The sequence below is a fragment of the Mesorhizobium sp. C120A genome (genome assembly GCF_030323105.1).
Taxonomy (GTDB): domain Bacteria; phylum Pseudomonadota; class Alphaproteobacteria; order Rhizobiales; family Rhizobiaceae; genus Mesorhizobium.
The window spans coordinates 3,754,187-3,778,600 of sequence record NZ_CP100476.1 but is presented as its reverse complement, the minus strand read 5'-3'; the positions used below and the strand labels follow the sequence as shown (position 1 = coordinate 3,778,600).

19 protein-coding genes and 1 tRNA gene are annotated in these 24,414 nt (G+C 61.7%); 11 read left to right on the top strand and 9 right to left on the bottom strand.

What is annotated here, in order from left to right; genetic code table 11:
- Window positions 1–35: 35 nt before the first annotated feature.
- Window positions 36–4,358, top strand: a complete 4,323-nt coding sequence (locus NL532_RS18280) for a cytochrome P450 (protein ID WP_023829839.1) — start codon at window positions 36–38, stop codon at window positions 4,356–4,358.
- 7 nt (window positions 4,359–4,365) lie between these two features.
- Here NL532_RS18280 and NL532_RS18275 read toward each other — a convergent pair whose 3' ends face one another.
- A complete protein-coding gene (locus tag NL532_RS18275; protein WP_023682508.1) occupies window positions 4,366–5,052 on the bottom strand; it encodes a Crp/Fnr family transcriptional regulator in 687 nt (228 codons plus the stop codon).
- A 508-nt stretch (window positions 5,053–5,560) separates the two neighbouring features.
- On the opposite strand from NL532_RS18275, the gene NL532_RS18270 reads away from it, so the two are divergent.
- Window positions 5,561–7,825, top strand: coding sequence for a DNA/RNA non-specific endonuclease (locus NL532_RS18270; protein WP_023829838.1), 2,265 nt, complete (start codon window positions 5,561–5,563; stop codon window positions 7,823–7,825).
- Window positions 7,826–7,841: 16 nt separating this feature from the next.
- Window positions 7,842–8,825: a trypsin-like peptidase domain-containing protein gene (locus NL532_RS18265; protein WP_023829837.1), complete on the top strand. Its 984-nt coding sequence runs from the start codon at window positions 7,842–7,844 to the stop codon at window positions 8,823–8,825.
- Window positions 8,826–8,940: 115 nt separating this feature from the next.
- Here the strand turns inward: NL532_RS18265 and NL532_RS18260 are convergent, their stop codons facing one another.
- Window positions 8,941–9,471, bottom strand: coding sequence for a hypothetical protein (locus NL532_RS18260; RefSeq protein WP_155923874.1), 531 nt, complete (start codon window positions 9,469–9,471; stop codon window positions 8,941–8,943).
- Between NL532_RS18260 and NL532_RS18255 the strand changes: the two genes are divergently transcribed.
- From NL532_RS18255 to NL532_RS18240, 4 genes are all read left to right on the top strand, one after another.
- Window positions 9,463–10,008, top strand: a complete 546-nt coding sequence (locus tag NL532_RS18255; RefSeq protein WP_286487399.1) for a hypothetical protein — start codon at window positions 9,463–9,465, stop codon at window positions 10,006–10,008. The two genes, NL532_RS18260 and NL532_RS18255, sit on opposite strands and share 9 nt — an antisense overlap.
- Complete coding sequence (locus NL532_RS18250; protein ID WP_286487398.1) at window positions 10,005–10,259, top strand: hypothetical protein; 255 nt, start codon at window positions 10,005–10,007, stop codon at window positions 10,257–10,259. Before NL532_RS18255 ends, NL532_RS18250 begins: the two co-directional genes overlap by 4 nt.
- A gap of 131 nt (window positions 10,260–10,390) precedes the next feature.
- Complete coding sequence (locus tag NL532_RS18245) at window positions 10,391–12,958, top strand: DNA/RNA non-specific endonuclease (protein ID WP_286487397.1); 2,568 nt, start codon at window positions 10,391–10,393, stop codon at window positions 12,956–12,958.
- 113 nt (window positions 12,959–13,071) lie between these two features.
- Window positions 13,072–13,344 carry a hypothetical protein gene (locus NL532_RS18240; RefSeq protein WP_023730577.1) on the top strand — a complete coding sequence of 91 codons (273 nt, stop codon included), beginning with the start codon at window positions 13,072–13,074 and terminating at the stop codon, window positions 13,342–13,344.
- Window positions 13,345–13,585: 241 nt separating this feature from the next.
- Here NL532_RS18240 and NL532_RS18235 read toward each other — a convergent pair whose 3' ends face one another.
- The 4 genes from NL532_RS18235 to NL532_RS18220 form a co-directional block, all read right to left on the bottom strand.
- The gene (locus tag NL532_RS18235; RefSeq protein WP_023829835.1) at window positions 13,586–13,795 is read right to left on the bottom strand and encodes a hypothetical protein; all 210 of its coding nucleotides are present in this window, start codon (window positions 13,793–13,795) and stop codon (window positions 13,586–13,588) included.
- The gene (locus NL532_RS18230) at window positions 13,792–14,544 is read right to left on the bottom strand and encodes a hypothetical protein (protein WP_023755265.1); all 753 of its coding nucleotides are present in this window, start codon (window positions 14,542–14,544) and stop codon (window positions 13,792–13,794) included. The genes NL532_RS18235 and NL532_RS18230 overlap by 4 nt, the downstream gene beginning before the upstream one ends.
- A gap of 470 nt (window positions 14,545–15,014) precedes the next feature.
- A tRNA-Val gene (locus NL532_RS18225) sits at window positions 15,015–15,089 on the bottom strand.
- Window positions 15,090–15,217: 128 nt separating this feature from the next.
- Window positions 15,218–15,901, bottom strand: a complete 684-nt coding sequence (locus NL532_RS18220) for a phosphoglycolate phosphatase (protein WP_023691328.1) — start codon at window positions 15,899–15,901, stop codon at window positions 15,218–15,220.
- A 155-nt stretch (window positions 15,902–16,056) separates the two neighbouring features.
- On the opposite strand from NL532_RS18220, the gene rpiA reads away from it, so the two are divergent.
- The 3 genes from rpiA to gor all read left to right on the top strand — a co-directional run bounded on the left by rpiA (window position 16,057) and on the right by gor (window position 18,908).
- Window positions 16,057–16,788 carry a ribose-5-phosphate isomerase RpiA gene (rpiA, locus tag NL532_RS18215; protein ID WP_023726579.1) on the top strand — a complete coding sequence of 244 codons (732 nt, stop codon included), beginning with the start codon at window positions 16,057–16,059 and terminating at the stop codon, window positions 16,786–16,788.
- A complete protein-coding gene (locus NL532_RS18210) occupies window positions 16,775–17,392 on the top strand; it encodes a DUF2059 domain-containing protein (RefSeq protein ID WP_023668979.1) in 618 nt (205 codons plus the stop codon). Before rpiA ends, NL532_RS18210 begins: the two co-directional genes overlap by 14 nt.
- A 124-nt stretch (window positions 17,393–17,516) precedes the next feature.
- Window positions 17,517–18,908: a glutathione-disulfide reductase gene (gene gor / locus NL532_RS18205; protein ID WP_023829834.1), complete on the top strand. Its 1,392-nt coding sequence runs from the start codon at window positions 17,517–17,519 to the stop codon at window positions 18,906–18,908.
- Between the two features lie 74 nt (window positions 18,909–18,982).
- Here gor and mgtE read toward each other — a convergent pair whose 3' ends face one another.
- Window positions 18,983–20,350 (bottom strand): magnesium transporter, encoded by a 1,368-nt coding sequence (gene mgtE, locus NL532_RS18200; RefSeq protein ID WP_023829833.1) that lies wholly within the window; start codon window positions 20,348–20,350, stop codon window positions 18,983–18,985.
- Window positions 20,351–20,639: 289 nt separating this feature from the next.
- Window positions 20,640–22,526 carry an ABC transporter ATP-binding protein/permease gene (locus NL532_RS18195; protein ID WP_023691324.1) on the bottom strand — a complete coding sequence of 629 codons (1,887 nt, stop codon included), beginning with the start codon at window positions 22,524–22,526 and terminating at the stop codon, window positions 20,640–20,642.
- Between the two features lie 604 nt (window positions 22,527–23,130).
- On the opposite strand from NL532_RS18195, the gene NL532_RS18190 reads away from it, so the two are divergent.
- A complete protein-coding gene (locus tag NL532_RS18190) occupies window positions 23,131–23,565 on the top strand; it encodes a hypothetical protein (RefSeq protein ID WP_023829832.1) in 435 nt (144 codons plus the stop codon).
- Between the two features lie 125 nt (window positions 23,566–23,690).
- Here the strand turns inward: NL532_RS18190 and NL532_RS18185 are convergent, their stop codons facing one another.
- Entirely contained in the window at window positions 23,691–24,371 is a 681-nt protein-coding gene (locus NL532_RS18185) for a DsbA family oxidoreductase (protein ID WP_023726576.1), read from the bottom strand.
- Window positions 24,372–24,414: the final 43 nt, after the last annotated feature.

The following is a 24,414-nucleotide window of genomic DNA, read 5'->3' as shown; positions in this document are numbered from 1 at the left end:
GCAATAACGTGGATAGCCGGGGGGCTTGAACGCGCATGACCGAACTGAAGTATTTCGACGCTATTCGCGCGGCCCAGAAAAACCAGCGCCCGCTGTCGGAAATGCCGCCCTTCGATCTCGGCCGGATCCGGAAGACAGGGCTGATTGCGCGCATCGTCGGGTCTCTGGCCGAAGACCCCCGCTGGGCGCTTTCCTTGTTGCGGCGTTTCCGGCCGACCGGCAAGCTCTTCGGTGTTCTGGTGGTCACCAAGAACGCCGATGTCCGCGACATATTGGAGCGCGGCGACGAATTCCAGACCCCATACGGCCCGGAAATGACCGAGCTTGCCCGCGGATCGAACTTCATCCTCGGCATGCAGGACGGCGCCGACTACCGGCGCATGAAATCGTCGGTGCTGAGTGCATTCCCGCCGGCCGAGGTCGAAGCCGCCGTCAGGCCGATCGCGGCGCGTCATTCGCAAGAGATCATGACGCGCGCCAGCCCCGGCTTCGATGCGATCTCCAGGTTGATGAAGATCGTCCCGGTGCACATCTGTCGAGATTATTTCGGCGTCGAGATCGACGATGAATCCGAATTCGCCGACTGGGCGATCGCGCTGAGTGCGCTGTTCTTTTCGGACCCGACGGCGAGCCCCGTCATGCGCGAACTCGCGGTGGTGGCGGGCGACCGTCTTCTCAAAGTCATCGATCGCTCCATCCAGTCGGCCAGGGACCGGGGCTTGAAGGCCGAGCAACCGCTGGCGAGGCTGGTTGTCCAGATGGATCAGGGCCGCCTGTCGCGGGACGACCTCAATTCGATCATGCTGGGCATGATCGCCGGCTTCGTCCCGACCAATGTGCTGGCCGCCGGAAATTGCCTCGACGTGATCCTGTCGCGGCCCGACGCGCGGCAGGCTATCGATGCCGCATTGGCCGAAAACGATACCGCCAAGCTCGACAGGGCCGTCCTTGAAGCCATGCGCTTCAAGCCGATCTGGGTCGGCCCCTGGCGCTACACGGCCCGCGACGCGATCATCGGCAAGGGTACGCGCCGCGAGCGCCTGGTGAAGGCCGGCACGGTGGTGATGCCGGCGACGCTGTCGGCGATGTTCGATGCCGACGCCGTGCAGAACCCGGACCAGTTCGACACATCGCGCCCGCATCGCGACTACATGGTGTTCGGCCACGGCATTCATCAGTGCATCGGCGCCGAGATTGCCAGGATCCAGATCGGCGAAAGCCTGCGCGCCCTGTTCCAGAAGCAGGGCGTGCGCCGCATGCCCGGCAAGGCCGGGCGGATGACCCGCATCGGCGCCTATCCCGAAACCCTCAAGGTCGATTTCGAACGGGCAGAACTCTGCCGCACCGTAACGCAGTCCATGGTGACGGTGGTCTGCCCGGTCACCCGATCCGCGTCGCTGGATGCTGTCCGCGACAAGGTTGCCAGCCTCGGCAACCCGGCCGTCGAAGATATCCGCACCGCGCTCGACATTGCCGGCACCGTCCACTTCACCAGCCTGACCGTGGTCGGCACCGGCGAGATCGGCGCTGATTCCGGTCAGGAAAAAGGAGCTCTGGTTCTAGAGATTTCCGGTGACGGCAGCATCGACGATGTCATCGATGCGGTCACGCACGCCATCGGGCACCGGCTGCGGCCGATCTTCAAGGATGTCTGCGATCTGCGCGATGGCGGCGCATTGAACGATTTCCTGCGCAAGCACAATGTCGACATATCGCCGTCCTTCGGCAGCAATGCCGGACTGGTGTTTTCGGGCACGCCGGGGCACTCGGTCCAGCGTATCAAGGCCGAGCAGCAGCTTTTCGAAGCCGTGCGCGACATCGTCGAGCGGCCACGCAAAGGCGCCGGCAACGCTCCTGCCGTGCTCGCTGAAGTTCGCCAGCATGTCCAGTCATTAGGGACGTTTGCCTGGGCGTTCGAGCCGGCCGAGAGCCTGCTGGAAAAGCCGCCGGGTCATTGGGGCCGTGCCCTGATGACGACGTTGCTGGTACCACCGGTCTTCGTCACGGTGGCGATCATCTGGGCTGCTTGCTGGTACATGACCTACAGTGTGGTGTTCGGCAGATCTATCGACATCAGTTCCCAGGAAATCTCCTTCACCGCCATAGCGGTAGCAATCACCTCACTTCTGTTGTCGGGACTTGGAGTGTTGGTGGCAGCGGCGCTGCTGGCGTTTTCGTGCTTGCTGGCGCTGCGACGCCGCGAGGACAGGGATCGGCCGGAAAGCACATCGATCGGCATATCTGAATTGAACGCGATACTCGTCAAGGAGGGCCACGCGGCACAAAACCATCTGACTGCGATTTCGACGATGAAGGCCGGCATTCTGCGGCGGCTGGCGCTCAGGTTTTCTTTCTACCTGATCTCGATAGCTGCCCAGAAGGTATTCAAGCCAGGCTTCCTCAACACCATCAACACCATCCATTTCGCCCGCTGGATACTGCTGCCCGGCTCCAACCGATTGATGTTCTTCTCCAACTACGGCGGCAGCTGGGAAAGCTATCTTGAGGACTTCATCGCCAAGGCGTCCGCTGGCCTGACCGGCGTGTGGAGCAACACCGTGGGCTATCCACGCACACGATGGCTGTTCCTGGACGGCGCGCGCGACGGCGATCGTTTCAAGCGCTGGGCGCGGCGCCAGCAGGTGCCGACCCTGTTCTGGTACTCCGCCTATCCCCAAATCAACACAGAGCGCATCCGGATCAATTCCCGGGTCAGGCGCGGCATTGCTTCCGCCGTCGGCAACGAGGCGCGCGACTGGCTGAGCTTGTTCGGTTCGCTACGGCGCCCGGCGAGCGAAACAACCACCGTTCAAAAGACCACTTCGCTGCTGGCCAATATCAGCTCTGCCTTTCCGGCGCCTCTCGAACAGCAGCTGGAAACCGGCGAGATCCAGTCCATCTTCTTCGGCCCGCTCGGCCCGCTCGCTTATTCGCATATGCTTGCGATCCGGGTGCCGGACAAGTTGCCGGCGCCCAAGCGCAGAGCCTGGCTCGATTTCGTTGTCGAGCAGACGAGTTTCGGCGAAGGCAGGCCCGCCGGGCGCGCTATGATAGTCGCCTTTGGCCCCGGTGGCCTGCGGCAGTTTGGGCTCGACGAGGGTGTGGAGGGCGATCCACTGGAAACATTTCCGATCGCCTTTCGCCATGGCATGGGCAACCCCGAGCGTGGGCGCATACTGGACGACCGAGGCCGCGACGGCCCGGACGAATGGGAGTGGGGGTCGCTGGAGAACCCTGTGGACCTGGTCATCGTCTGCTATGCTGAAGACCCGGGACGGTTGAAGACCGAGATTGCCACCGTGAGACGGAAGACGACCGGTGCAGGCATGAAGGTCGTCGCCGAACTGCCGCTCGCCGTAAACCGGGGTCCGACCGACACGAATACGAAATCGTCCGACGGGGCAAAGCGTGACGATCGGTCGGAACGTGGGCCAGCCTACGAGCATTTCGGTTTCGCGGACGGGATTTCGCAGCCGATTGTCCGGGGCACGACCCGCGCCAGCAGGGGCGCCGCGCCCATGCATCTGGTCGCGCCCGGCGAGTTCCTGTTCGGCTATCGTGATGAGCATGGGTTCTATCCAGCCTCGCCCTCGGTAAGCGCATCACGCGATCGGACCGGAATCCTTTCGCAGGTGCGCCGTAGCCGGCTGATACCGGGCCTGCCGCCACCGCCGCGCGATTTCGGGCGCAACGGTTCATTCCTCGTTATTCGCCAGTTCGAGCAGCACGTCGACGTCTTCAACAATTACTGCAAAAAGGCTGCAGCCTTGGTCGCGAGCCAACTCGGCAACCAAGCCATCACGCAAGACTGGATTGCCGCCAAGATGCTCGGCCGCTGGCAGAACGGTAGCTCGCTGGTGCGAAACCCCGATCATCCGGGACGCGTCATCGACAACAACTTCGCCGCTGGCGCCGAGGATCCGCAAGGCCATCGCTGCCCGCTTGGTGCCCACATTCGCCGTTCCAACCCACGCGACTCGCTGGGTGAGGACCGCGATACGCAGATCAATATCGGCAAGCGCCATCGTATCCTGCGGGTCGGCCGCACCTATGAGAAGCAGGACGGCAAGAATGGCAAGGTCGAAAAGGGGCTGCTGTTCATGTGCCTCAACGCCGACATAGAGCGCCAGTACGAATTCATTCAGCAGACCTGGGTTTCGTCGGCCACGTTCCAGGGCCTCGTCGCTGAAAAGGACCCGACGATTGGTTCGCGCGGCGGCGATGGCAGGTTCACCATTCCGTCATGGGAAAAGGTCACGACGCTCCGTGACATGCCGCAATTCGTCACCACCAAGGGGGGTGGGTATTTCTTCATGCCCAGCCGCTCGGCGTTGCGATATCTGATTTCGCGGCTCTGATTCGGCGTCAGTCGTCGTCCTGCGATTCGGCGATATGGCGCAGCGCCCCGGTGTCGGTAATGCGCAGGCCGCCGCGTTTGATGGCAATGAACGAGCGGTTGCGCCAGTCGTTGAGCGTCTTGTTGACGGACTCGCGCGTGGCGCCGAGGAACTCTCCGAGTTCCGATTGCGAGATCGGAATCCAGCCGGCGCTGTCGGCCATCACCTTGGCCAGGAAGACCAGGCGTTTGGCGAGCCTCGCCTCGATGCCGAAGAAGGCCTGGTCGCCGAGTTCGCCGCTGACCCAGCGCAGCCGGGCGCACAGAAGTTCGATCATCGCGCGTGCCAGCGGTGGATTTTTCTCAATGCGATCAAATAGTTGTGTCCTGCTGAGCGAAACCAGCTCGCAAGCGGTCAGGCAGATGGCGGTGGCGGTGCGTGGCCGCCCGTCAAGCGCGCCGATCTCGCCGACGAGGCTGCGCGACAGCTCGATATTGGCCACCAGCTTCTGCCCGCCGGGCGAATAGATCGAGATTTCCACCGTGCCGCTCATGACCCCGTAGATCCGGTCGGCGGCATCTTCCTGAACGAACAGATGCTGGCCGGCGGCGTAGCGCTCGACCTTGCAGCCGCTGAACAGGATATCGAACAGCTTTGGATCGATGCGTGCCAGGCGCGGCAGATCGTTTCTGTCGTTGGGGCCGCCAAAAGCCATGTTCCAAATTCCCAATTGCCGCAGTCGGCGAAGTTTAAGGGCCGAAGTCTAAGGCAAGAGTGCACCGCGTCAAAGGCCGGCGTTCATCCCTTGCGATTACGCCTTGTAAAGGCTTGGCGCAGTGGTCGCGCCCAGTGCCTGGCTCATGCCGGGCGGAAAGCCGCCTGCACGCGCGGCGAGAGGAGCCGCGCGTGCAGGCGCCAACTGATAAAAATGGATAGGTGATAAAATTTCTGTAAAACCGAGCGGCCGCAATGGCCCTTCCACCCGTTGCGATAGGTGGGCGCAAACAGCGTGAGCGTCTGTGACGGAGATCACATACAGCATCGCTGAAATAATGCGAGCGTCATACATCGCGCGAGCGACTGCGGCAAAGAGACATGCCGACGTTGCACTCCGGTCATCTTCGACGCGAGTTGATTTGTTTCCTTGCCTGCCAGTCAGAATTGCACCAGTCTAAAATGGGGCAATACATTTCTTTTCTTCGACAGAACCTTTGGGGGCGACTATGCCGGTCAGCAGAGAGCAGCGAATCCGTCAATATCTCGATCTCGTCACCGGGGGCGAGGGGACTGAATCAGTCCTCGGCAACGTGGAGACGATGGCAGGCGGCGCTCTGGAATCCCTTGCGCCTGCGGAAGCCGGCAAGACGGAGGCGGCGTTTGAATCGGCGCGCGCTGGCATGGAGAGCCTCGCGCGGGGCGCCGAAGTCGCGCCCGAGCAGCTTTCCGATCTGGAAGCCATAATCATCCCGGAGTTGCGGCCGGTCTATGACATCAAGGATGGCACCTTTACGACGCTGACTTTCGACGGCGCCCCGACACCTGGCCATTCGCTGTGGACGAAGCTTACCAGCGAGGCCGCATTGAAGCAGCGCATCGAAGCCGCCCTGCCGGCGATCGGGCGTATCGAACTGTTGTGGAACACCAATATCCCTTACGGCGGCACGGGCTTCGTCGTCGGCCGCAACCTGCTGATGACCAACCGTCATGTGGCGCAGATATTTGCGGACGGCCTTGGCGACCGCAATGTGCAATTCATCAACGGCCGCGCCGCCGGCATCGACTTCAAGCGCGATTCGGCGGCGGGAAACGTCTTCAAGATCCGCAATGTCCGGATGATCCATCCCTATTGGGACATGGCGATCCTCGAAGTCGAAGGCCTGCCCGACAACATCACGCCGCTGTCGCTCGCGGTCGCCGACGCGCGCGATATGCTGCGCCAGGAAGTCGTCGCCATCGGCTATCCCGCGTTCGACAATCGCAACGCGGTCGATGTCCAGAACGAGCTCATGCGCAATCGTTTCCAGGTCAAGCGCCTGCAACCGGGCATGCTGCAGGGCGGCTTCGATACGGAGAGTTTCGGCAAGATCGTCAGCGCGGCGACACATGATTGCTCGACCACTGGTGGCAACTCCGGCACCGCCATGATCAACCTCGCCACCGGCGAGGTCGTGGCGCTGCATTTCGCCGGCCGCTATCTCGAGCGCAACTACGCCGTGCCCACCGGCGCGCTCGCCAAGGACCAGCGTGTCGTCGACCTCGGCCTCAATTTCGCCGGCGCCGCCAGCGGCGGCCCAAACGATTGGGGCGCATGGTGGAACAAGGCGGACAGCGGGTCGCCGGCCGAGGGCGTAAACCTGGTTGAAGTCGGCGGCGTCCAGCAGATCCCGGGCGTCGCCACTCAGACGCCTCCATCCGGAGGTGTCGTCGTTTCGCCGGGCGGCAGCGTCACCTTCGAAGTGCCGTTGCGCATCACCGTCTCGCTCGGCGCAACGCCTGCCCATGAAGCGGTCACGGAATCGGTCGAGCTCGAAGCGGCCAAGTCGACCCCTCCAGGCGGCGCATTCGTTCCCAAAACGGTCGCGGACTATGCCGGCTATAAGGGCTACGACGAGAAATTTCTCTCTGGCGGCACTAAACTCGCGCCGGTCGTTGTGCCGATGCCTGAGGCCACCGACCTCTCAGTGCTGGCGCCGCTCAAGGCCGGCGGCACGCAACTCGACTACCAGAATTTTTCGCTCAAGATGCACGCCAAGCGGCGGCTGGCGCTGTTCACCGCCTCCAACGTCACCGAGGAGAGCAATCTGCGCGAGCCGGAAAAGGGCCGCAACTATTCGCGCGGCGGCCTGTTCAGCGAGCGCTGGTTCCCGGATCTGCGGCTCGACGACAAGTACCAGATCCCCGACGTCTTCTACACCCAGGATCAGGGCGCCTTCGACAAGGGCCATATCGTCAGGCGCGATGACGTGGCCTGGGGCAGCACGTTCGAGCTTCTGCTCAGGGGCAATGTCTGCTCCTTCCATGTCACCAACTGCTCGCCCCAGGTCGAAGGCTACAACCGCTCCGACAGCGGCGAGAAGAACTGGGGCGATCTTGAGAACCACGTCCTGTCGGAGGCGGCCAGCGAGCGGCTGTGCGTCTTCGCCGGGCCGGTCCTCGCCGAAGACGACCGGACCTTTGCCGGCAAGGGTCCCAAAGGCACCAGTCTCCGCGCGCCGGTGCCGCGCCGCTTCTGGAAGGTGGTGGTCGCCCGCGTCAGTGACGGCATCGCCAGCTACGGCTTCGTGCTCGAACAGGATCTGTCGGACACGGAACTGGAGTTCACGGTCTCCGAAGAATTCATCGGCGCCATGTACCCGCTGACCGAAATCTCCGAAATGACCGGCGTCAGCTTCGACCAGTCGCTGGTCGATGCCGACCAGTACGAAACGGTTCGCGGCACCGAAATTGCCATGCGGGCGGGATCACGCAAGCGGAAGAAGAAGGCTTAGGGTCGGAGGGAATCCCATGACCGAATGGACGCAATCCGAACTGAAGAGTCTCAACCGCATCCTCGCCAACCTTTACCCGATGATCGGCGACGGCGTGCGTGTTGCCAAAGGTGTCGGTCTTTCGACGGCCCAGATCGCCTTTGACAACAAGGCGATCAACAACTGGTTTGCGATTGTCCAGCGCGCAAAGCAGGAGACCAGGGCCGACGACCTCGTCGCCTTTGCACTCGATGAGAATCCCGGCGACCAGGCACTGCTGCAGGCAAAGCAGCACGCCCCGCCGCCGCCGGTCGAAGGCCCCGCGACCGCCAATTGGAGCGGCGCGACGGCGCCGGCCCAGCTCGAAAAAATCCTTGGCGACAAGAGCACGCTGGTGCCGATCAGCTATCTCGAACTCGGCCTTGTCAGGGCAAGATCGGTGGTGCGCATCAAGCGTGCGGATGGCAGCTCCGGCACCGGCTTCATGACCACCGGCGGGATACTGATCACCAACAACCATGTCTTGCCTGACGGCGCTTCATTGGCGGGCACGGTGGTCCAGTTCAACTATCAGCGCACCGTTGCCGGGCTCGACGCGCCGCTCGACCAGTTCGACATCGACACCGCCGTGCCTCTTCGTACCTCCAAGGACAATGATTGGTCCGCCGTCCGCATCAAGGGCGATGCCTCCAAATGGGGCGAGTTGGAATTGAAAACCATGACCGTCAAGGCCGGCGATCATGTCAACATCATCCAGCATCCCGGCGGTGCGCAGAAACAGATTTCGTTCGTCGCCAATGTCGTGGCCTTCGTCGGCGGCGGCCGCGTCCAGTATCTGACCGACACACTGCCGGGTTCGTCGGGCTCGCCGGTCTTCGACACCGACTGGAACCTGATTGCGCTGCATCACAGCGGAGGCTGGCTCACCGAGCCCAACGCGCCTGCCAAAAGCACATATTATCGCAACGAAGGCATCGCGATCGACACCATCATCCAAGACCTCGCGGCAAAGCCTGTGTAGATGGTGAGCTATGCAGACCGATGGCGCAGCTCGATGCGCGGCGATTTGGGACTACGGCATGTAAATTTTTTCGGATGTGACGGTTTATAACGCCACACACCAAACACCAGGGAGTTCAGAGATCAGCGCCTATTTCGACCTCAGGCTTCAACTGGCTGATCTCTACCCATTGCCTCCCGATTGGTTGCAGGTAACCAAGGACGCTGGGATCGTCGCTGGCGCCATCAACTTCCAGGGCGCGGCGCTCACAGTCTGGTTCAACATCCTCGACTATGCCTTGACCAACAAGCTGTCGCAGCCGCTGATAGACACTGTCGTTCAGCAAAATCCGCAATGCGCCGCAATATGCAAAGCCTATCTGGATGAACTTGCCGCGGGCGAGAAACCGACGCCCGAACTGCCGGGCCTGACCACCGATGACCGCGTCAACACGGCCGTTGCCGGCTTCGATGCCGTCAACCAGCAGCCAAAGGACATTCAGGCCGTACTCGCCGCCGGCGATGGGCTCACCGCCGTCACCAGCCAGATCGATGTTCTTGCGACCTACAAGAACTTGCATGATGGCCTGCAGAGCTTTCAATATGGCATCGGCAGCTTCCAGACCCTGATGATCGCCGGGCGAGACATGGGCGCTGATTTGAATCAAGTCCGCGTCCTGCGCAAATTCCTCAACCAGTTGAGGCTCTTCTGCGCATCCGCCGGCGACAAGGTCACTGTATTGCCCCCTGGGCCGGCGCTTCGCGACATCGAGCAGGCATGGCTCGACGACCTCGGGCAGGCTGCGGCGAAACTGCAGGGCGCAATCCCCAACACATCGGCCGACGCCTACGATGCCTTGCTGGATGTGCGCACCGTGCTGCGCGTCGTACCCTCGCGGCTGAACCAGCAGATATTCGTCACCGCAAAGAACTTGCCTTTCGGCATCCTGGCCGCGGGGCTCGAAACAATAGCCGGCAAACTTCCAGCCGGCGAGCCTTCCGTGCCTGCGATAAAGGCCGCGCATGACGCGATCAAGGTACTGTCTTCGACCATCTATGCCCGCGTAGTCGAGCACAAGCTCTGGCAGGACATCGACAACAAACTGGCCAACCTCACCGATCTGATCGAACCGGTGGAAGGGGGGCGGCGGCGGACAAGTCGCTGCCTTTCCAGTTTTCGCCGCTGTGGCGAAATCTGGAAGTGAAGGTCCAGGTTCTCGCCGATCTCGACCCGAACGGAAAATGGCGAACCACGCTCGCCGGCTACTCCACCGACGTCAACGACGAGCTGGCGCGCGAGACCGTCGACCCCGCCTTCATCCTTGCCTTCGAAGCCTATCGGGATGAGGCCCAGCAGCGCTTCGTCCAGGTCGATCTGGCGCTCAAAACCGAATGTGCCTCGATCGTCCGCGTCAGCACGCCTTTGCACAGGATCATTGAGGAGCTAGGGCCATGAGCGATGAACCGGCGACCGACGCTCAGACCGCAACCTCGGCTGATGCGGATTTCGACTCGCTGAGCGACATCCGGGTCGCGCATCTCGAACTGATGCGGATCGCCAGCAGCAATGAAGCCGTCGACCCCTCGATGAAGCGCAGCGACAAGGCCGGCGCCGAGACGACGGACGCTGATGCCGACAACGCGATTCCGGATGCACAAACCATCCGCGACTTCCTCGCCCAGGCGCGGCGCGCGGGTAGTACTATCGAACGGGAATCCGACCGGCGCGCGGCGCAGCGTATACTCGACTATTGGTCTGCCGAACTGGTCACGCGTCCCGGCATCACCTCCGCCGATGTCAGCCCGGCGCGTCTAGCGCCCTTCGCAGGCAGTGGCGGCCTCGAAACAGCCGAGCCAATTGCCGTCGCGGTCGACTCCGAATCCGCATCGCGTGAAATCACCGATTCGGGGGACATTGCCATCGCCGTTCCCGAACCGGTTGCCGTCGTGACCAAGGACAGTGCCGTATCCGGCGACGGCTTCGCATCCGACGACGAACTGAGTTCGGACGAGCTGATCGAGCGCTTTCGCATCCGCGTTGCCGCGCAGGCCCGGCAGTGGAAGAACACCGGCTATGCCGGCTATCTCCTGCGCGGCGAAGCGCTGAAGGAGGCGTCGGAGCTGTCGCAGGGCCCCGACATCGCCGAGTTCATCAAGGCGAGTGCCAAGGCGGAGACGGAGAGAAAATCGCGCGATCGTCGCAAGACACTGCTGACCTTGGTGTTCGCCGCGCTTGGGATAATACTCGCAGCAGTGACCTATTTCGCTTATGCCCAGAGAAACGAAGCTCTCAATGCGCGCTCGATTGCCGACAAGGCGCTGCTTCAAGCAGAGGAATCAGCGAACAGGCTCGCGACGCTCAACATAGCCCTTAGCGAGGCCCTTAAAGAGACAAAAAGTGCGCGCGAGCAGGCCGAGGCCGCGTTTGACGTCGCGCGGAAGAGTGTCGATGACGCCGCCAAAAGGCTCGCCGAGCAGCAAGCCATGCAGGGCACCCTGCGGTCGGCGACCGTGCTGGTGATCACACAGCTCAAACTTGAAAAAATGGCCATCGACGAGCTGACTCCCAGTCTGCGGCAGGCCGTGCTTGTGGAATTGGCTGATCAGGTCAGGAGCGGCGAGGTCGTTCTCGCCCAGTTGCCGGCACCGCTGCAGAGTGCACTCGAACCGCTGCTCGGCAAAGTTACCGACAACTTGCCCAGCGGCCTTACGGGATACAACATCGATTTTATCCAGGCCAAAATCGGATTTCCCAGGCTAACCGGCGATTTGGCGAGCGACGTCGGCCTGTCGGCGCCGCTGGCCTACTTCAACTATTCGTTGGTCATGGGCCGAAGTCACCGCATGGCCATCTATTCAGCGGTCAATCTGGACCGCTCGCAAAGAGTGAGCCTCCAGATCACCGGCAGCGGATTGCGGTACGATGTCCGCCAACCGACTTCAGTGCAGCCGGATCTCAACTGGTATCTTGGCCAAAATCGAAGCTGGCTGCCGGCGCGTTTGGCAAGCGCAAATGACATTGCGTGGGGTCCCGAATTCGCAGGTGATCCGGCCGCGGCAGCGCTCAAACTGGCGCAATATACCCGTATCTTGCCGAACACGATGCCGCAGGCGCGTGAATTCTATCGGCTCAGGTGGACGCGGCTCGAAAGCTGGGTGGGCACGCAACATAATCCACTGGCCAACCGGGTGATCATTTTCAGCGGTCCGGTCTTCCGGCCTGCGGACCAGCCGATCGGCGGCGTGCCGGCCCCTTACGCCTATTGGAAACTCGCCGTTTCTTCCGTCCCGGCTGCCGTTATGGGAGAGGTGAGGGAGCCCGAATTCGTCGTCGACGCGTTCTTCATTCCAGCCGACGCAATAGGCGAATTCGATCCCGAGCGATACCGGCTCCCGGTTGCCGAGCTTGAAAAGCGCACCAGTCTGAATTTCGGCACGCTCATCGAATGGACGGATTCAGTGAAGAACCCCGGCCCGGATGGAACCGCGGCAGACGCGTTGGCGGGCCGCGTCAAGCTGCTCGACAGCGCCGACGGCGCCAGCGATGCGCTGCGCGGTGAATTGATTGCCGTCCTCGGCAATCCGGACCTGCCGGCACCTGAACGGCGCAAGGTCGTGGCGGCTCTCGTCGAGATGGCCGGCCTCCGACACATGACCGGACTGACGCCTGCCGGGCGCAGCAACGTGCTTGAGACCTTGCTCAGCGTTCCGCCCGACCTGTGGAGCCGCCCGGATTGGCTGCCTGTGCTTGCCGCCGCGCGCCGCGCCGTCGCGGATCTCCATATGTCCGAGGTCGATGGGCATGCAATCATCGACGATCAGGACCGCGAAGCCCTCAACACGTTGAAGGACCGGCTGCATATCCAGCGGAGCCCGCAGACGGTTTACGTCCAGTTCGCCGGCATGACACGCGAGGACGCCCAGGCGCTCTCCGCCAAGATGCGGGCCTTGGGCTGGAATATTCCAAGCCCTGGTGAAGAACGGGTCGCCGCTGCGGCCGGCAAAAACGAGGTTCGCTACAATCCCGACAGCGACGCCGACCACCGCGCCGCCGAACTGCTGGCCGCCGACCTTACCGCTGCCGGCCAAGCGGTGACCATAAAGGCAGTCCCCGTTATCGGCGCCAACACGCTGGAGATCTGGATCAGCATATAGCAGCGGCAGAAAGCACGGGCTGCCGGAAGAAAATCTGGTTCGTCAAAAAGCCGTGATGCAGCGCTTCAAAATAGCGGCGATAATACGGGCCGGTTTCACTCCGGGGGTTTACCATGCGCACACGCCACGCCGTCATGCTTGCACTTGCAGCGCTTTCCATTCCTGCCGTCTCCATGCCGCTGCAGAAAGCCAGCGCGCTGGAGCCTGAAAAATACACGGTCTATTGCGCCAACGACCACATCGAGGTTTCGTTCTGGGATCTCGAGCAGATGAAGGTGCGCAACGGCTCCGATGTCTGCCAGTTCCAGAGCTATACGAGCTACTCAAGCGCCTTGAATTTTGCCCAGAAGAATTTTGGTGGGGAAGGGGCGGACTGCAGCTGTTAGCTTTTGTTGGCGTGCGATTTGGGGCGCCGACACCGACTCCTGACTCATACCGGATAAGGCTGCGTCAATCGCATCCACAACTGGGGAATCAACCTTCGTTCAGCCTCCGTCTTTTCATCTCGCCGGCATTTCGCCGTTTTCTTAACCGTGCCAAGAGACTTCGGTCACCGCGCGATTGGCCTCCAATAATTACGCAAAAGCTCATTGCAGGTTGTCGGAGGGAGATCGATTTTTCCAAAAGTCACCGCCTCTGGTCCGAGCGAAGTTTGAATTTCCTCGGAGATGAGAAAGCGTTCGCGTCTGAGATACCTATGCTGGTGCCAAGGACAAGCGACTTCTTTTTTCCCTTCTCTGGAACAATCAGCAGCTCAAGGTTCATGGTCCCATACGAAAACCCAAGATAAATCACCTGTTCGGCCTCTGCGATGAGGCCGTGAATTCTGGCCATCATCTCCTCGTTTCCACGCGTTCGGTGAAGGTTCGAATCTGTTTGGCAATCTCTAAAAGCTCGGTTGAATGTGGTTCGGCGCCGAATTTAACCTGGCCGTTTGGTTGCCACGGTAGCCTGCCGACCTGACCGTAGGGATGGATGACGGTCAGCTTGTTGACGGCTTTCTGCGCTTCCTGCTCCGAGATGAGCAGGTAGTTTTGTAAGGCCTTTTCCAAATAGAGTTCGATACACCGGTCGTAGTTGAAGGTGATAAAGCTCACATTGTCGAAAAGCGTGTCAGTGGCCTTCGCCTGGGCATTTTCCAAAAGCATTTTGACGAAGGTTGAATGCCAGCTCTCTTTGATTGAGTCGTAATTCAATTTGCCATCCCGATCTTTGTCGCCGCGAAGGCTAGAAGCCCGTTCGGCATCTAGGATGCAGACGGCAATCCCGAGTTTGCCCATGAAGACGATGTGTTCGTCATGGGAATGGGTGTGCATGAAGTTATCAATCGAAATAGCTTGCGGCATGGCGGCTTTGATGGCTCGGCCAGCGCGCCACCAAGGGTTAGAATCTCGTATTTCCAGCTTCTTGATATGCTCTTGGACAGCCCAATAAACAGCCAAATTTCCTTCTTTCGGATTGAACCCGTCCGGGAAGGTAAAGCCCAGCGCCTTGCCGATGCGCCCCTTAAGCGCATCTCCCATCGGCAAATCAACTTCTGCGCTGGCGCCAGCACCAACAATGAAGACAGTTTTCTTCTTAAACATGGTCACCCGAACCGCTTAGGCGCAATCGCCGCTCTCGGTGGCACCGGTTTAATAGGGTCAAAGGTTTTTGCCTAGGCAAGCGCCGGGTTTCTCGCAAGATTCAGACGAAGAGGCTCCGGCCTATCGTGAAGCTTACGGCACATTTGTGCTCGATGATGAGGTTAAACGGAGTAACCGAATGGGATACCGCCACCCAGATTGGTCATCGTCGGCCGGGCACGGCGGAGACATACATGCCGATGATCCGGCGTGCCTTAAGTGTGCCGCTAAGGCGCTCAATAAGCTGGTAGCGGCGGTAGCAAATGGGCTTCCCGCGTGGGCAAGCGGGACCACTATCCGGACCGGCTAACCGGTGGAACGGGTGGGGCCGGTATGACGCCATGCCGGAGGGTTTTCGGTTTGCGCGCCAATGACTGGCGCTCACTCGATGGCGGCTGAGTAAATTATCTAGGGATTCCAAGCAGATTGGATGGTGGGCGATGCAGGGATTGAACCTGCGACCCCACCCGTGTGAAGGGTGTGCTCTCCCGCTGAGCTAATCGCCCGCTCGTTGCCCGAAGGCCAAGCGAGCCGCGATATAAGGGAGGCAGGGTTGTGAAGTCAAGGCGATGCGCCCGCCTTCTGTGCCTGAAATAGGCGAGGGCAGGCGCTGCCGCGCAATCGCCCGTTTCGCTCAGCCGGCCGCAGCTGCAATCAGCCGTTCCGCCAGGTCGAGCGTCAGCGCGTCGAAATGCGAAATCACCGCCGACGGCTCGAATTCCCTGACATGGCGGTCGGTGTAGCCGAAATCGACGGCAACCACGGGAATGCCGGCGGCCTTGGCCGTGTCGATGTCGGTCTGCGAATCGCCGACCATCAGCGCATGGTGCGGGTCACCGCCGGCGAGCCTGATGGTTTCGGTGAGATGGCGCGGGTCGGGCTTGCGGAAGGCGAACGTGTCCTGGCCGGCGATCGCGGCGAAATGCTTTGTCAGGCCGAGCGCCTCGATCAGCGCTTTCGAATTCGCCTCATATTTGTTGGTGCAGATGGCAAGCAGGTAGCCGGCCTTCTCGAAGCGGGCGATCGCCTCGACCACGCCGGGGTAGGGGCGGGACTTGCCGGGGATGTTGAGTGTGTAGTGGTCGAGGAACACCTTCAGCAGCCTGTCGTGCTCCTCCACCGCCAGCGATTTCTGCTGCGCGGTATGCGCGCGCTCGATCATCACCCGTCCGCCCTGGCCGACAAAACGCCGGAAGCCGGCCTCGTCGACAGCGGCAAGCTCGCTGGCGGCAAGGCTGTGGTTGAGGCTGTCGAGCAGATCCGGCGCCGTGTCGATCAGCGTCCCGTCGAGGTCGAACACGATGATCGGTTGGGTCATGGCCTGTCCTGTGGCTGATGCATTGCAGGCAGGCGATAGCGGCTGCGCTTCTTTCAGGCAAGCCGGTGCGAGCCAAAGTCTTTGACCCTGCGGGCAAAAGTGCTAGGAGCGCGCATCCAGAAAAATCAGAACCAAGCCAAACCCCTGGGGCGAGCATGGATGCGAGGCAGTTGAAGGTCGAGGCCGCGCGGGCTGCCCTTGCCCATGTCAGCGACGGCATGCGCATCGGCATCGGCACCGGGACGACGGCCGACGAATTCGTGCGGCTGCTGGCCGAAAAGATCGCCGCGGGCTTGACCGTCATCGGCGTGCCGACGTCGGAGCGCACTGCAGCCCTTTGCCGCGAACTCGGCGTGCCGCTGTCGACGCTTGAGGAAACGCCCGAGCTCGACCTCACCGTCGACGGCGCCGACGAGATCGACGCGGCGCTGACGCTGATCAAGGGTGGCGGCGGCGCGCTGCTGCGCGAGAAGATCGTCGCGGCGGCATCTCAGCGCATGATCGTCATTGCCGATCGCTCGAAGATGGTCGACACCCTTGGCCGGTTTCCCTTGCCGATCGAAGTCAACCGGTTCGGCCTGCGCGCGACCGAAATCGCGGTCGCGGCAGCGGCCAAAAGTCTCGGCCTTTCCGGCCCGGTTACATTGAGGATGACGGGGGGCCAGCCTTTTGTTACAGACGGCGGCCATTTTATCCTCGATGCATCTTTTGGCCGCATTCCGGATACAAGAGCGCTTTCGAATGCTCTCCATGCCATTCCTGGTGTGGTCGAGCATGGTCTTTTCATCGGGCTGGCGTCAGCGGCCATCATCGCCGGCGGCGACGGCATCCAAACCGTCCATGCCGCCCGAAAACCAGGGAGTTCTACCGATCATGATGTTGCATAACCGGGTTCGCAATCTTTGCGCCGTTCTGGCGGCTTCGGCCGTTTTCGCCTTCTCTTCCCCGGCGTTCTCGCAGGAGATCACGGAATCGCATCTGAAGGCGGCACGGGCGGCGGTCACGGCAATCCACGCGACCGACTCGTTCGACAACATCCTGCCGCAAGCGGCGGCCTCGCTCGAGCAGCAGCTCATCCAGAAGAACCCTGATATGCAGGAGCTGATCGGCAAGACCGTCAGCGAGAAGGCACTGGCGCTGGCCTCGCGCCGTGCCGATCTGGAGAAGGAAGCAGCGCTCGCCTATGCCAAGGTGTTCTCCGAGAAGGATCTCACCGACATCGCCGCCTTCTACAATTCCGATGCCGGCAAGAAGCTGCTCGACAACGGCCCCAACGTGACGCGCGAACTGGTCAAGGCCGCCGACATCTGGCAGAACGGCTTGGCGCGCGATCTCGCCCAGCAGGTCGGCGAAACGCTGGCAGCAGCCGCGAAGGCCGCTGCTCCGGCCGCGCCTGCACCGGATAACGCAACTGCCCCGGCCGATGGCGCTGCACCTGCCGACGGCGATGCGCCCGCAGACGGTGACCAGCCGGAAGCGCCCAAGAACTAAGACATCTGATTTCGCCACCGGCACCCTTGCCGCTGGACCAGAAACCCCGGTGGAAACCGGGCTTTTCTTTTGGCTTCATGCAGCCTACCTGTCTCAAACATTTCTTGGGGCAAGGAACAGCAGCATGGCCGGCTACGACTACGATCTCTTCGTCATCGGCGGCGGCTCCGGCGGGGTTCGGGCGGCGCGCGTAGCGGCAGCGCTCGGCAAACGTGTCGGCATCGCGGAGGAATACCGCTATGGCGGCACCTGCGTCATCCGTGGCTGCGTGCCGAAAAAACTCTATGTCTATGCCTCGCAATTTCCCGAGCATTTTGCCGACGCCGCCGGCTATGGCTGGACGGTGCCGGAGGCGAGCTTCGACTGGCCGACGCTGGTCGCCAACAAGGACCGCGAGATTGCCCGTCTGGAAGCGATCTACGAAAAGAACGTGAAAGGCGCCGGCGGCGAGACGTTCCACTCGCGCGCCATGCTGGTCGACCCGCATGTCGTGCATCTCCTGGGCGATGACCGCACCGTCACCGCCGATCAGATCCTGATCGCCACCGGCGGCCGGCCGGCGCCGCACCCGGCGCTGCCCGGTCACGAGCATTGCATCTTTTCCAATGAGGTTTTCGACCTCAAGCAACTGCCGAAGGCGATCATGATCGAGGGCGGAGGCTACATCGCCGTCGAATTCGCCAATATCTTCCATGGCTTGGGCGTCGACACCACGCTGGTCTATCGCGGCAAGGAGATACTGTCGCGCTTCGACATGGACCTGCGGCACATGCTGCACGAAACCATGGAAAAGAAGGGGATCAAGATCCTCTGCCACGCCGTGTCGGAATGGGTCCGCAAACGGCCGGACGGCAGGCTGGATGCGTTGGTCACCGGCGGCAAGGTGCTGACGATCGACCAGGTCATGCTCGCCATCGGCCGCCTCCCAAACACCGAGAATATGGGCCTGGAAGGCGTCGGTATCGAGCTCGGCATAACCGGCGCCATCGTTGTCGACCAGTATTCCCGCACCAACATCGACAACATCTGGGCGATCGGCGACGTCACCAACCGCGTGCAGTTGACGCCTGTGGCGATCCACGAAGCCATGTGCTTCATCGAGACCGCATTCAAGGGCAATCCGACCGCGCCCGACCACGACACCATTCCGACCGCCGTCTTCTCACAGCCGGAGATCGGCACCGTCGGGCTGTCCGAGGACGATGCCGTCAAGCGCTACTCCGATATCGAAATCTACCGCGCCACCTTCCGGCCGATGCGGCACACGCTGTCCGGTCGCGACGAGAGGATGCTGACGAAGCTGGTGGTGGACGGCGCTACGCGAAAAGTGCTCGGCGCGCATATTCTCGGACCGGACGCCGGCGAGATGGCGCAGTTGCTCGGCATTCCGCTGAAGGCCGGCGTCACCAAGGATGATTTCGACCGCACCATGGCCGTCCACCCGACGGCAGCGGAGGAACTGGTCACCATGTACAAGCCTACCTACCGCGTGAAGAACGGCGTGCGGGTCGATTGACGCCCGCGCGCTCGATCTTGAAGAACCCCCCATGGCAGCCGCTGTTGCCACCGAGATGGGAGGCCTGAAGCTTATTACAACAAAGTGCCGCGCAGGATGACCAGCGCCACCGAGAAATAGATCACCAGGCCGGTGACATCGACCAGCGTGGCGACGAACGGCGCCGAGGCGCTCGCCGGATCGAAGCCGATCCGTTTCAGCGCGAACGGCAGCATCGACCCCGACAGCGAGCCGAAGGTGACGATGCCGACAAGGGCTGCCCCCACGGTCGCCGCGATCAGCGGCCAATGCGGCCCATAATCGTAGAAGCCCATATACTGCCAGAGCGCGATGCGGCAGATGCCGACCACGCCAAGCATGGCGCCGAGTACCAGGCCGGTTGGCAATTCGCGCAACGCCACCCGCCACCAGTCACGAAGGCCGATCTCGCGCAGCGCCAGCGCGCGAATGACGAGCGAGGTCGCCTGCGAACCGGAATTGCCGCCCGAGCTCATGATCAGCGGAATGAACAGAGTGAGCACGATCGCCTTCTCCAGTTCGCCTTCATAGCTTTGCATGGCGTTGGCGGTCAGCATCTCCGAGATGAACAGCGCGCACAGCCAGCCGCCGCGCTTCTTGATCATCGCGAGAAAGCTCATCTTCATGTAGGGCTCGTCGAGCGCCTCCATGCCGCCGAAACGATGCGCGTCCTCGGTCGTCTCCTCGATCATGGTGTCTATGATGTCGTCGATGGTGACGATGCCGAGGATCTTGCCGTGGTCGACGACGGGAACCGCGAGCAGGTCATATTTGGAGATCGTCTGCGCCAGTGTCTCGCGATCGGTCAGCGGCGTCACCGTCACCGGGGCGCGATCCGGCGCCACCGACAGGATCGGATCGTCCGGCTCGCCGGTGATCAGCCGGCGCAGGCCGGTCGAGCGCACCAGCACATGCGTGTCTGGATCGACGATGTAGATGGCGTAGACGGTCTCCCGCGTCCGCTCCACCTTGCGGATGTAGTCGAGCGTGCGCCCGACGGACCAGTCCGACGGCACGCTGACGAATTCGGTCGTCATGATCGAGGCGGCGCTGCCTTCGGGATAGCCGAGAATGGAAAGCAGCGTTGCCCGCAGCGGCGGGACCAACCCGCCGAGCAGCTCGGAGCGCGCCGGTTCGTCCAGTTCGCGCAGGATATCGGCGGCGCGGTCGACCGACATGGCGGTCAGGAGCTTGCACGCCTTGGCGCGCGGCAGCGCCTCGGCCAGATCGGAGGCGCCGTCGAGTTCAGGCTGGTCGAAGATCTCGACCAGCCGCTCGAACGGCATTTCGCAAAGCAGTTCTATCGCGGTATCGCGAGCTTCCCGGTTCAGGGCCTCGACGACATCGGCGACGTGATCATTGGCAAGGATACGCGCGATAGCGACGGCATCGTCGCCCGCTACGACGGGGGTAAATTCGTTCATGGCTCACTCCTTGCCGTCCGGCGGGACGTGAGCCGTTAGAGGTCACATCGAGGCGGACGGCGGTTGCGTTCGACTACTGTCGCCAGGCATGGCGCGGTGACCTTTCTGCTCGCGGGTTCGAGTTGGAATTCAGCGAGCGGGCGCAACATAGGAGCGCATCTTGGCGAGTCAATCGCGGGGGTGGAGGAAAACAGCCGGGAGCCGGCCCAATCGCGAGACTGTGATGATTATTGAAGGGGAGGGAGCGAGTGCCCCGCCGCCAGTGGCGGAACGCGCTTCGGCGTGGCTGCTATTTCTGCTTCAGCCGGCGTGAAAAACGCATCCATTTGTCCTCGACCGGCCGCGGCTGCGTAAGGATGGTGGTGAGCTCGCGCGGAAGGTTCGGAACAAGCGGCCTCTTGGTGGCGACGCCGTCGGCGATCGCGACCACGCTATGGTAGAATTCCTCGCCCGAGGCCGAACGTGGCGGCACCGCCTCATGCATGATGCTGATCACCGTGACATCGGGACAGTTGTCCTTGATGGCCTGGTGGAAGGCGATCTTGCCATCCGGATCGAGCGCGCCGGTCGCTTCGTCGAGGAACAACAGTCCCGGTTGCTGCAGCACGATGCGGGCCACAACCAGCTTCTGCTTCTGGCCGCCGGACAGCAGCTGGTCCCAGATCTTTCCCTCGCGGCTTTCATCGGCCATGTGTTCGATGAAATCGCCGAGGCCGGCCTTGTGCAGGGCTGCCGCGACCTGCGCATCGCCATAGTCGTCCTCGGAACCGGGCAGGCACACCAGCTGCTTCAGCGACACCTGCTGCAGCTTGACCTCCTGGGCGGCATAGAAGCTCCTCACACCGTCAGGGAAGACGATGGTGCCGCGGCCATAAGGCCACAAGCCGTTGATCGCCTTGATCAGCGAAGTCTTGCCGCAGCCGGATTCGCCCTTGAGGAATGCCCACTCGCCGCGCCGAAAGCGCAGATTGGCTGCGCTCAGGAACGGCGTGGCGTCTTCACCCTGATGCGCCAGTTCAAGCTTCTGGATGGTCAGGCCGAAGACCGGGTTCTGGCTGGCATAGTGGAAATCGGAACGGCCGGTCTGGCTGTAGAATTCCTGCGGCTGTTGGACGTTTTCAATGGCGTGCGCCAACTCGATGACGCGCTGGCTGTTGGCCCGCAAGGTGGCGAGACTCGGCATGACATGGATGAACCAGGAACATTTGCTGATCAGCGCGTTGACCTGCTCGGAACCGGTTATGTAGCCCTTGAGGTCGACGCCGTTGTGGATGAACGGCACCAGACCAGGTCCGTAGGCGACAACTTTGGCCCCGACGAAATTATAGACCGATTCGAATCCCGCATAGAGGGTGTTGACGATGTTGAGCTTCGACCAGGTGGTATCGATATCGAGATAGAGCCGTCCATGTATCGTCTTTTGCACGTCTTCGCCTTGCGACGCCGACACATGGAAACTGCGGCGCAACAAGGTGATCAGCTCGCTGCGATAGGTGCCTTCGGCCTTCTGCATCCTGACATTGAGCCACTCCAGCATTCCGCCGAGTTTGATCGCGATCCAGGTATTGACCGGCACGTAGATGGCAACCGCCAGGAGAGCGAGGACGGCGCTGCCATAGCTGCCGAGGGCATCCAGGCCTTTTACCTCCACGGAATTCGCCAGCAAAGCGCCGCCGACAAAATAAAGTGAGGTGAAGACGCCGAAGACACCTTGGGCAAGCCCGATGGCGCCGCCCGCCATGTCTTTGATGGATTCCTGCACGCGCTGATCGATGTTGTCGGGCGCTGGCGCATCTGGCGAGCCATTCTGAGCGTGGTAGTGAGTATGGTTGGTATCAAGCAGCGCCGCATTGAAACGCGCGTTCAACCAGGCGCGCCATTTGCGATGCAATGTCGCCGATACAAATTTGCAGGCGCCTATGATTCCCATGTCCTTGAACACGACCAGCAGCACAAGCAGGCCGGCATTGGTAAGCACTGATTCAAGGGGCGTGGTATTCGCGGCGTCGTGGAAAAAAGCGATTGAGGCTGCCAGTTCGCCCGCCAACACGGTAAACCAGACGTCGGCCTTGCTCGACAGGGCTATGATGAGTGCGAGGACGACGGTGAGAGCCCAGGCCTCTCTCCACCGGTCCGAGAACCAGTAGGCCCGCATCAGTCCCCAGAAGGTCCGCATCGACGATACTGGCGTCAGGGGCGACGGCCCGGCGGGGGCGTCGCGTTTCCAAAGTGCCGATATTGAACGTCGCGGTCTGTCGACCCGAATCACAATCCCGCCCAAACCTTTTTAGTTTTGTTACGGATAGTAACACCAATTGATCATTTTCTATGAATTTTATCCCGGCGAATGTGAAGCAGCCCACCCGCCGTTGCCATGAGGCAACAGTTGGTACTGCGAGATCGCCGTCTTTGGGTCAAATTTGTCCTTTGTTTCAATGTGTTGCGAGAACGCTCAGCTGTGCGAATATATTCCCTGAGGGAAGGCTCATACACGGCTTTGTGACCAAAAGGCCTGCCCGTCGGCCGGTTTTCCCACCGCGCGCTAACCGGATCGCCCGAAAAATTGCCGTCCGTGATCGCCCCAGGCCGCCCGAATCATTTCACCGGCCATCATGGTTGGGCACGCAAGATCGTCGCTCCTGCACGGCGACTGCTCATGAGTTGGCCCACGCTTTTTAGCTGCAGCTCAACACCGTTTGACAATCAAGCGCACTGGAATGAACCTTGCCGGGCACTGTCGGCACCGATGCATGTCCGGTCCCCAACAAGGAAGCTCCCCAATGCTTGCACGCGCAGCCGTTCCCGCAATGGTGACGCTCTTTGCCTGGCTGCCTCTTGCGCATGCCGTCAGCCAGACCATTCCGGCAAGCGCCGAAGGGCAAATCGAGTTCAATGCTCCGTCCGGCAACATCGGCTGCATCTACACGCCGAAGGGCGGCACCAGCACCTACGAACCACAGGATGGCGGTCCGGAACTGAGCTGTTCGCGCGTCGAGCCCAGCTACGTCACCGTGATCCTTGGGCCGAACGGCCCGGCGACATTGATCAAGAATCCGGGAGAGCAGGGCTGCTGCAGCGATGTCGCGAAGCTGGCCTATGGCAACAGCTGGAGCAAAGGGCCGCTTACCTGCCAGTCGTCAACCAAGGGACTGACCTGCACGGGCAGCAACGGGCATGGCTTCTTCCTCAGCAAAGCCAAGGTGACGGTGAAATAACCCGAGCATGATCCCGAAAAGTGGTTGCCGGTTTTCTCGGACAAACGGGAAACCGTTTTGTCCAGAGATCATGCTCAAACAAGGAGATAGAGCCCATCCCGATTTCCATCGGGATGGAACAGGCTCTAGCCGGCCTTTTCCAGTTCGCCCTTGGCCTTTGCGGCCGCGACTTGGCGGATGGCATCAGTCAGCGTGTCGGCGTCCTGCGCGCCCATGACGGCGTATTTGCCTTCGAGCAGGAAGCACGGCACGCCAGTGATCCCCATCCGCGATGCCGTGGCGATTTCTGTGCGCACCTCCTCGACGTCGGCATCGGTCGGCAGGAGCGTTTCGACCACGGCAGCGTCCATGCCGGCCTCGCGGGCGGCATCGATCAGCACGGCGTGGTCGCCAATATTGCCGCCTTTCTCGAAATACAGTTGGAACAGCCGGCGCACGAGCCGGTTCTGCACGGCTTCACCGGCGGCACCGGCCCAGCGGATGACACGATGCGCGTCCAGCGTGTTGGCGGCGACCTTGATGGCGTCGAAAGCGAAATTGATGCCTTCGGCTTCGCCGAGCGGCTCTACGCGGGCATGCATCTGACGGATGCGCTCGTCGCTGCCGAATTTGGCCAGCATGTATTCGCGCCGGTCCTTGCCCTCGGGCGGGATGGTCGGGTCGAGCTGGAACGGCCGCCAGCGCACATGAACCTCAACGTCGCCGGCAGCGGCAATCGCTTTATCCAGCCGCTTCTGGCCGACGAAGCACCAGGGGCAGACGACGTCGGAAACCACGTCGACGGTAATGGAATTGTCATCGCTCATCTTGATCTCCTGCAGCCGAACGTTTCAGCGAGACCGATCTCGG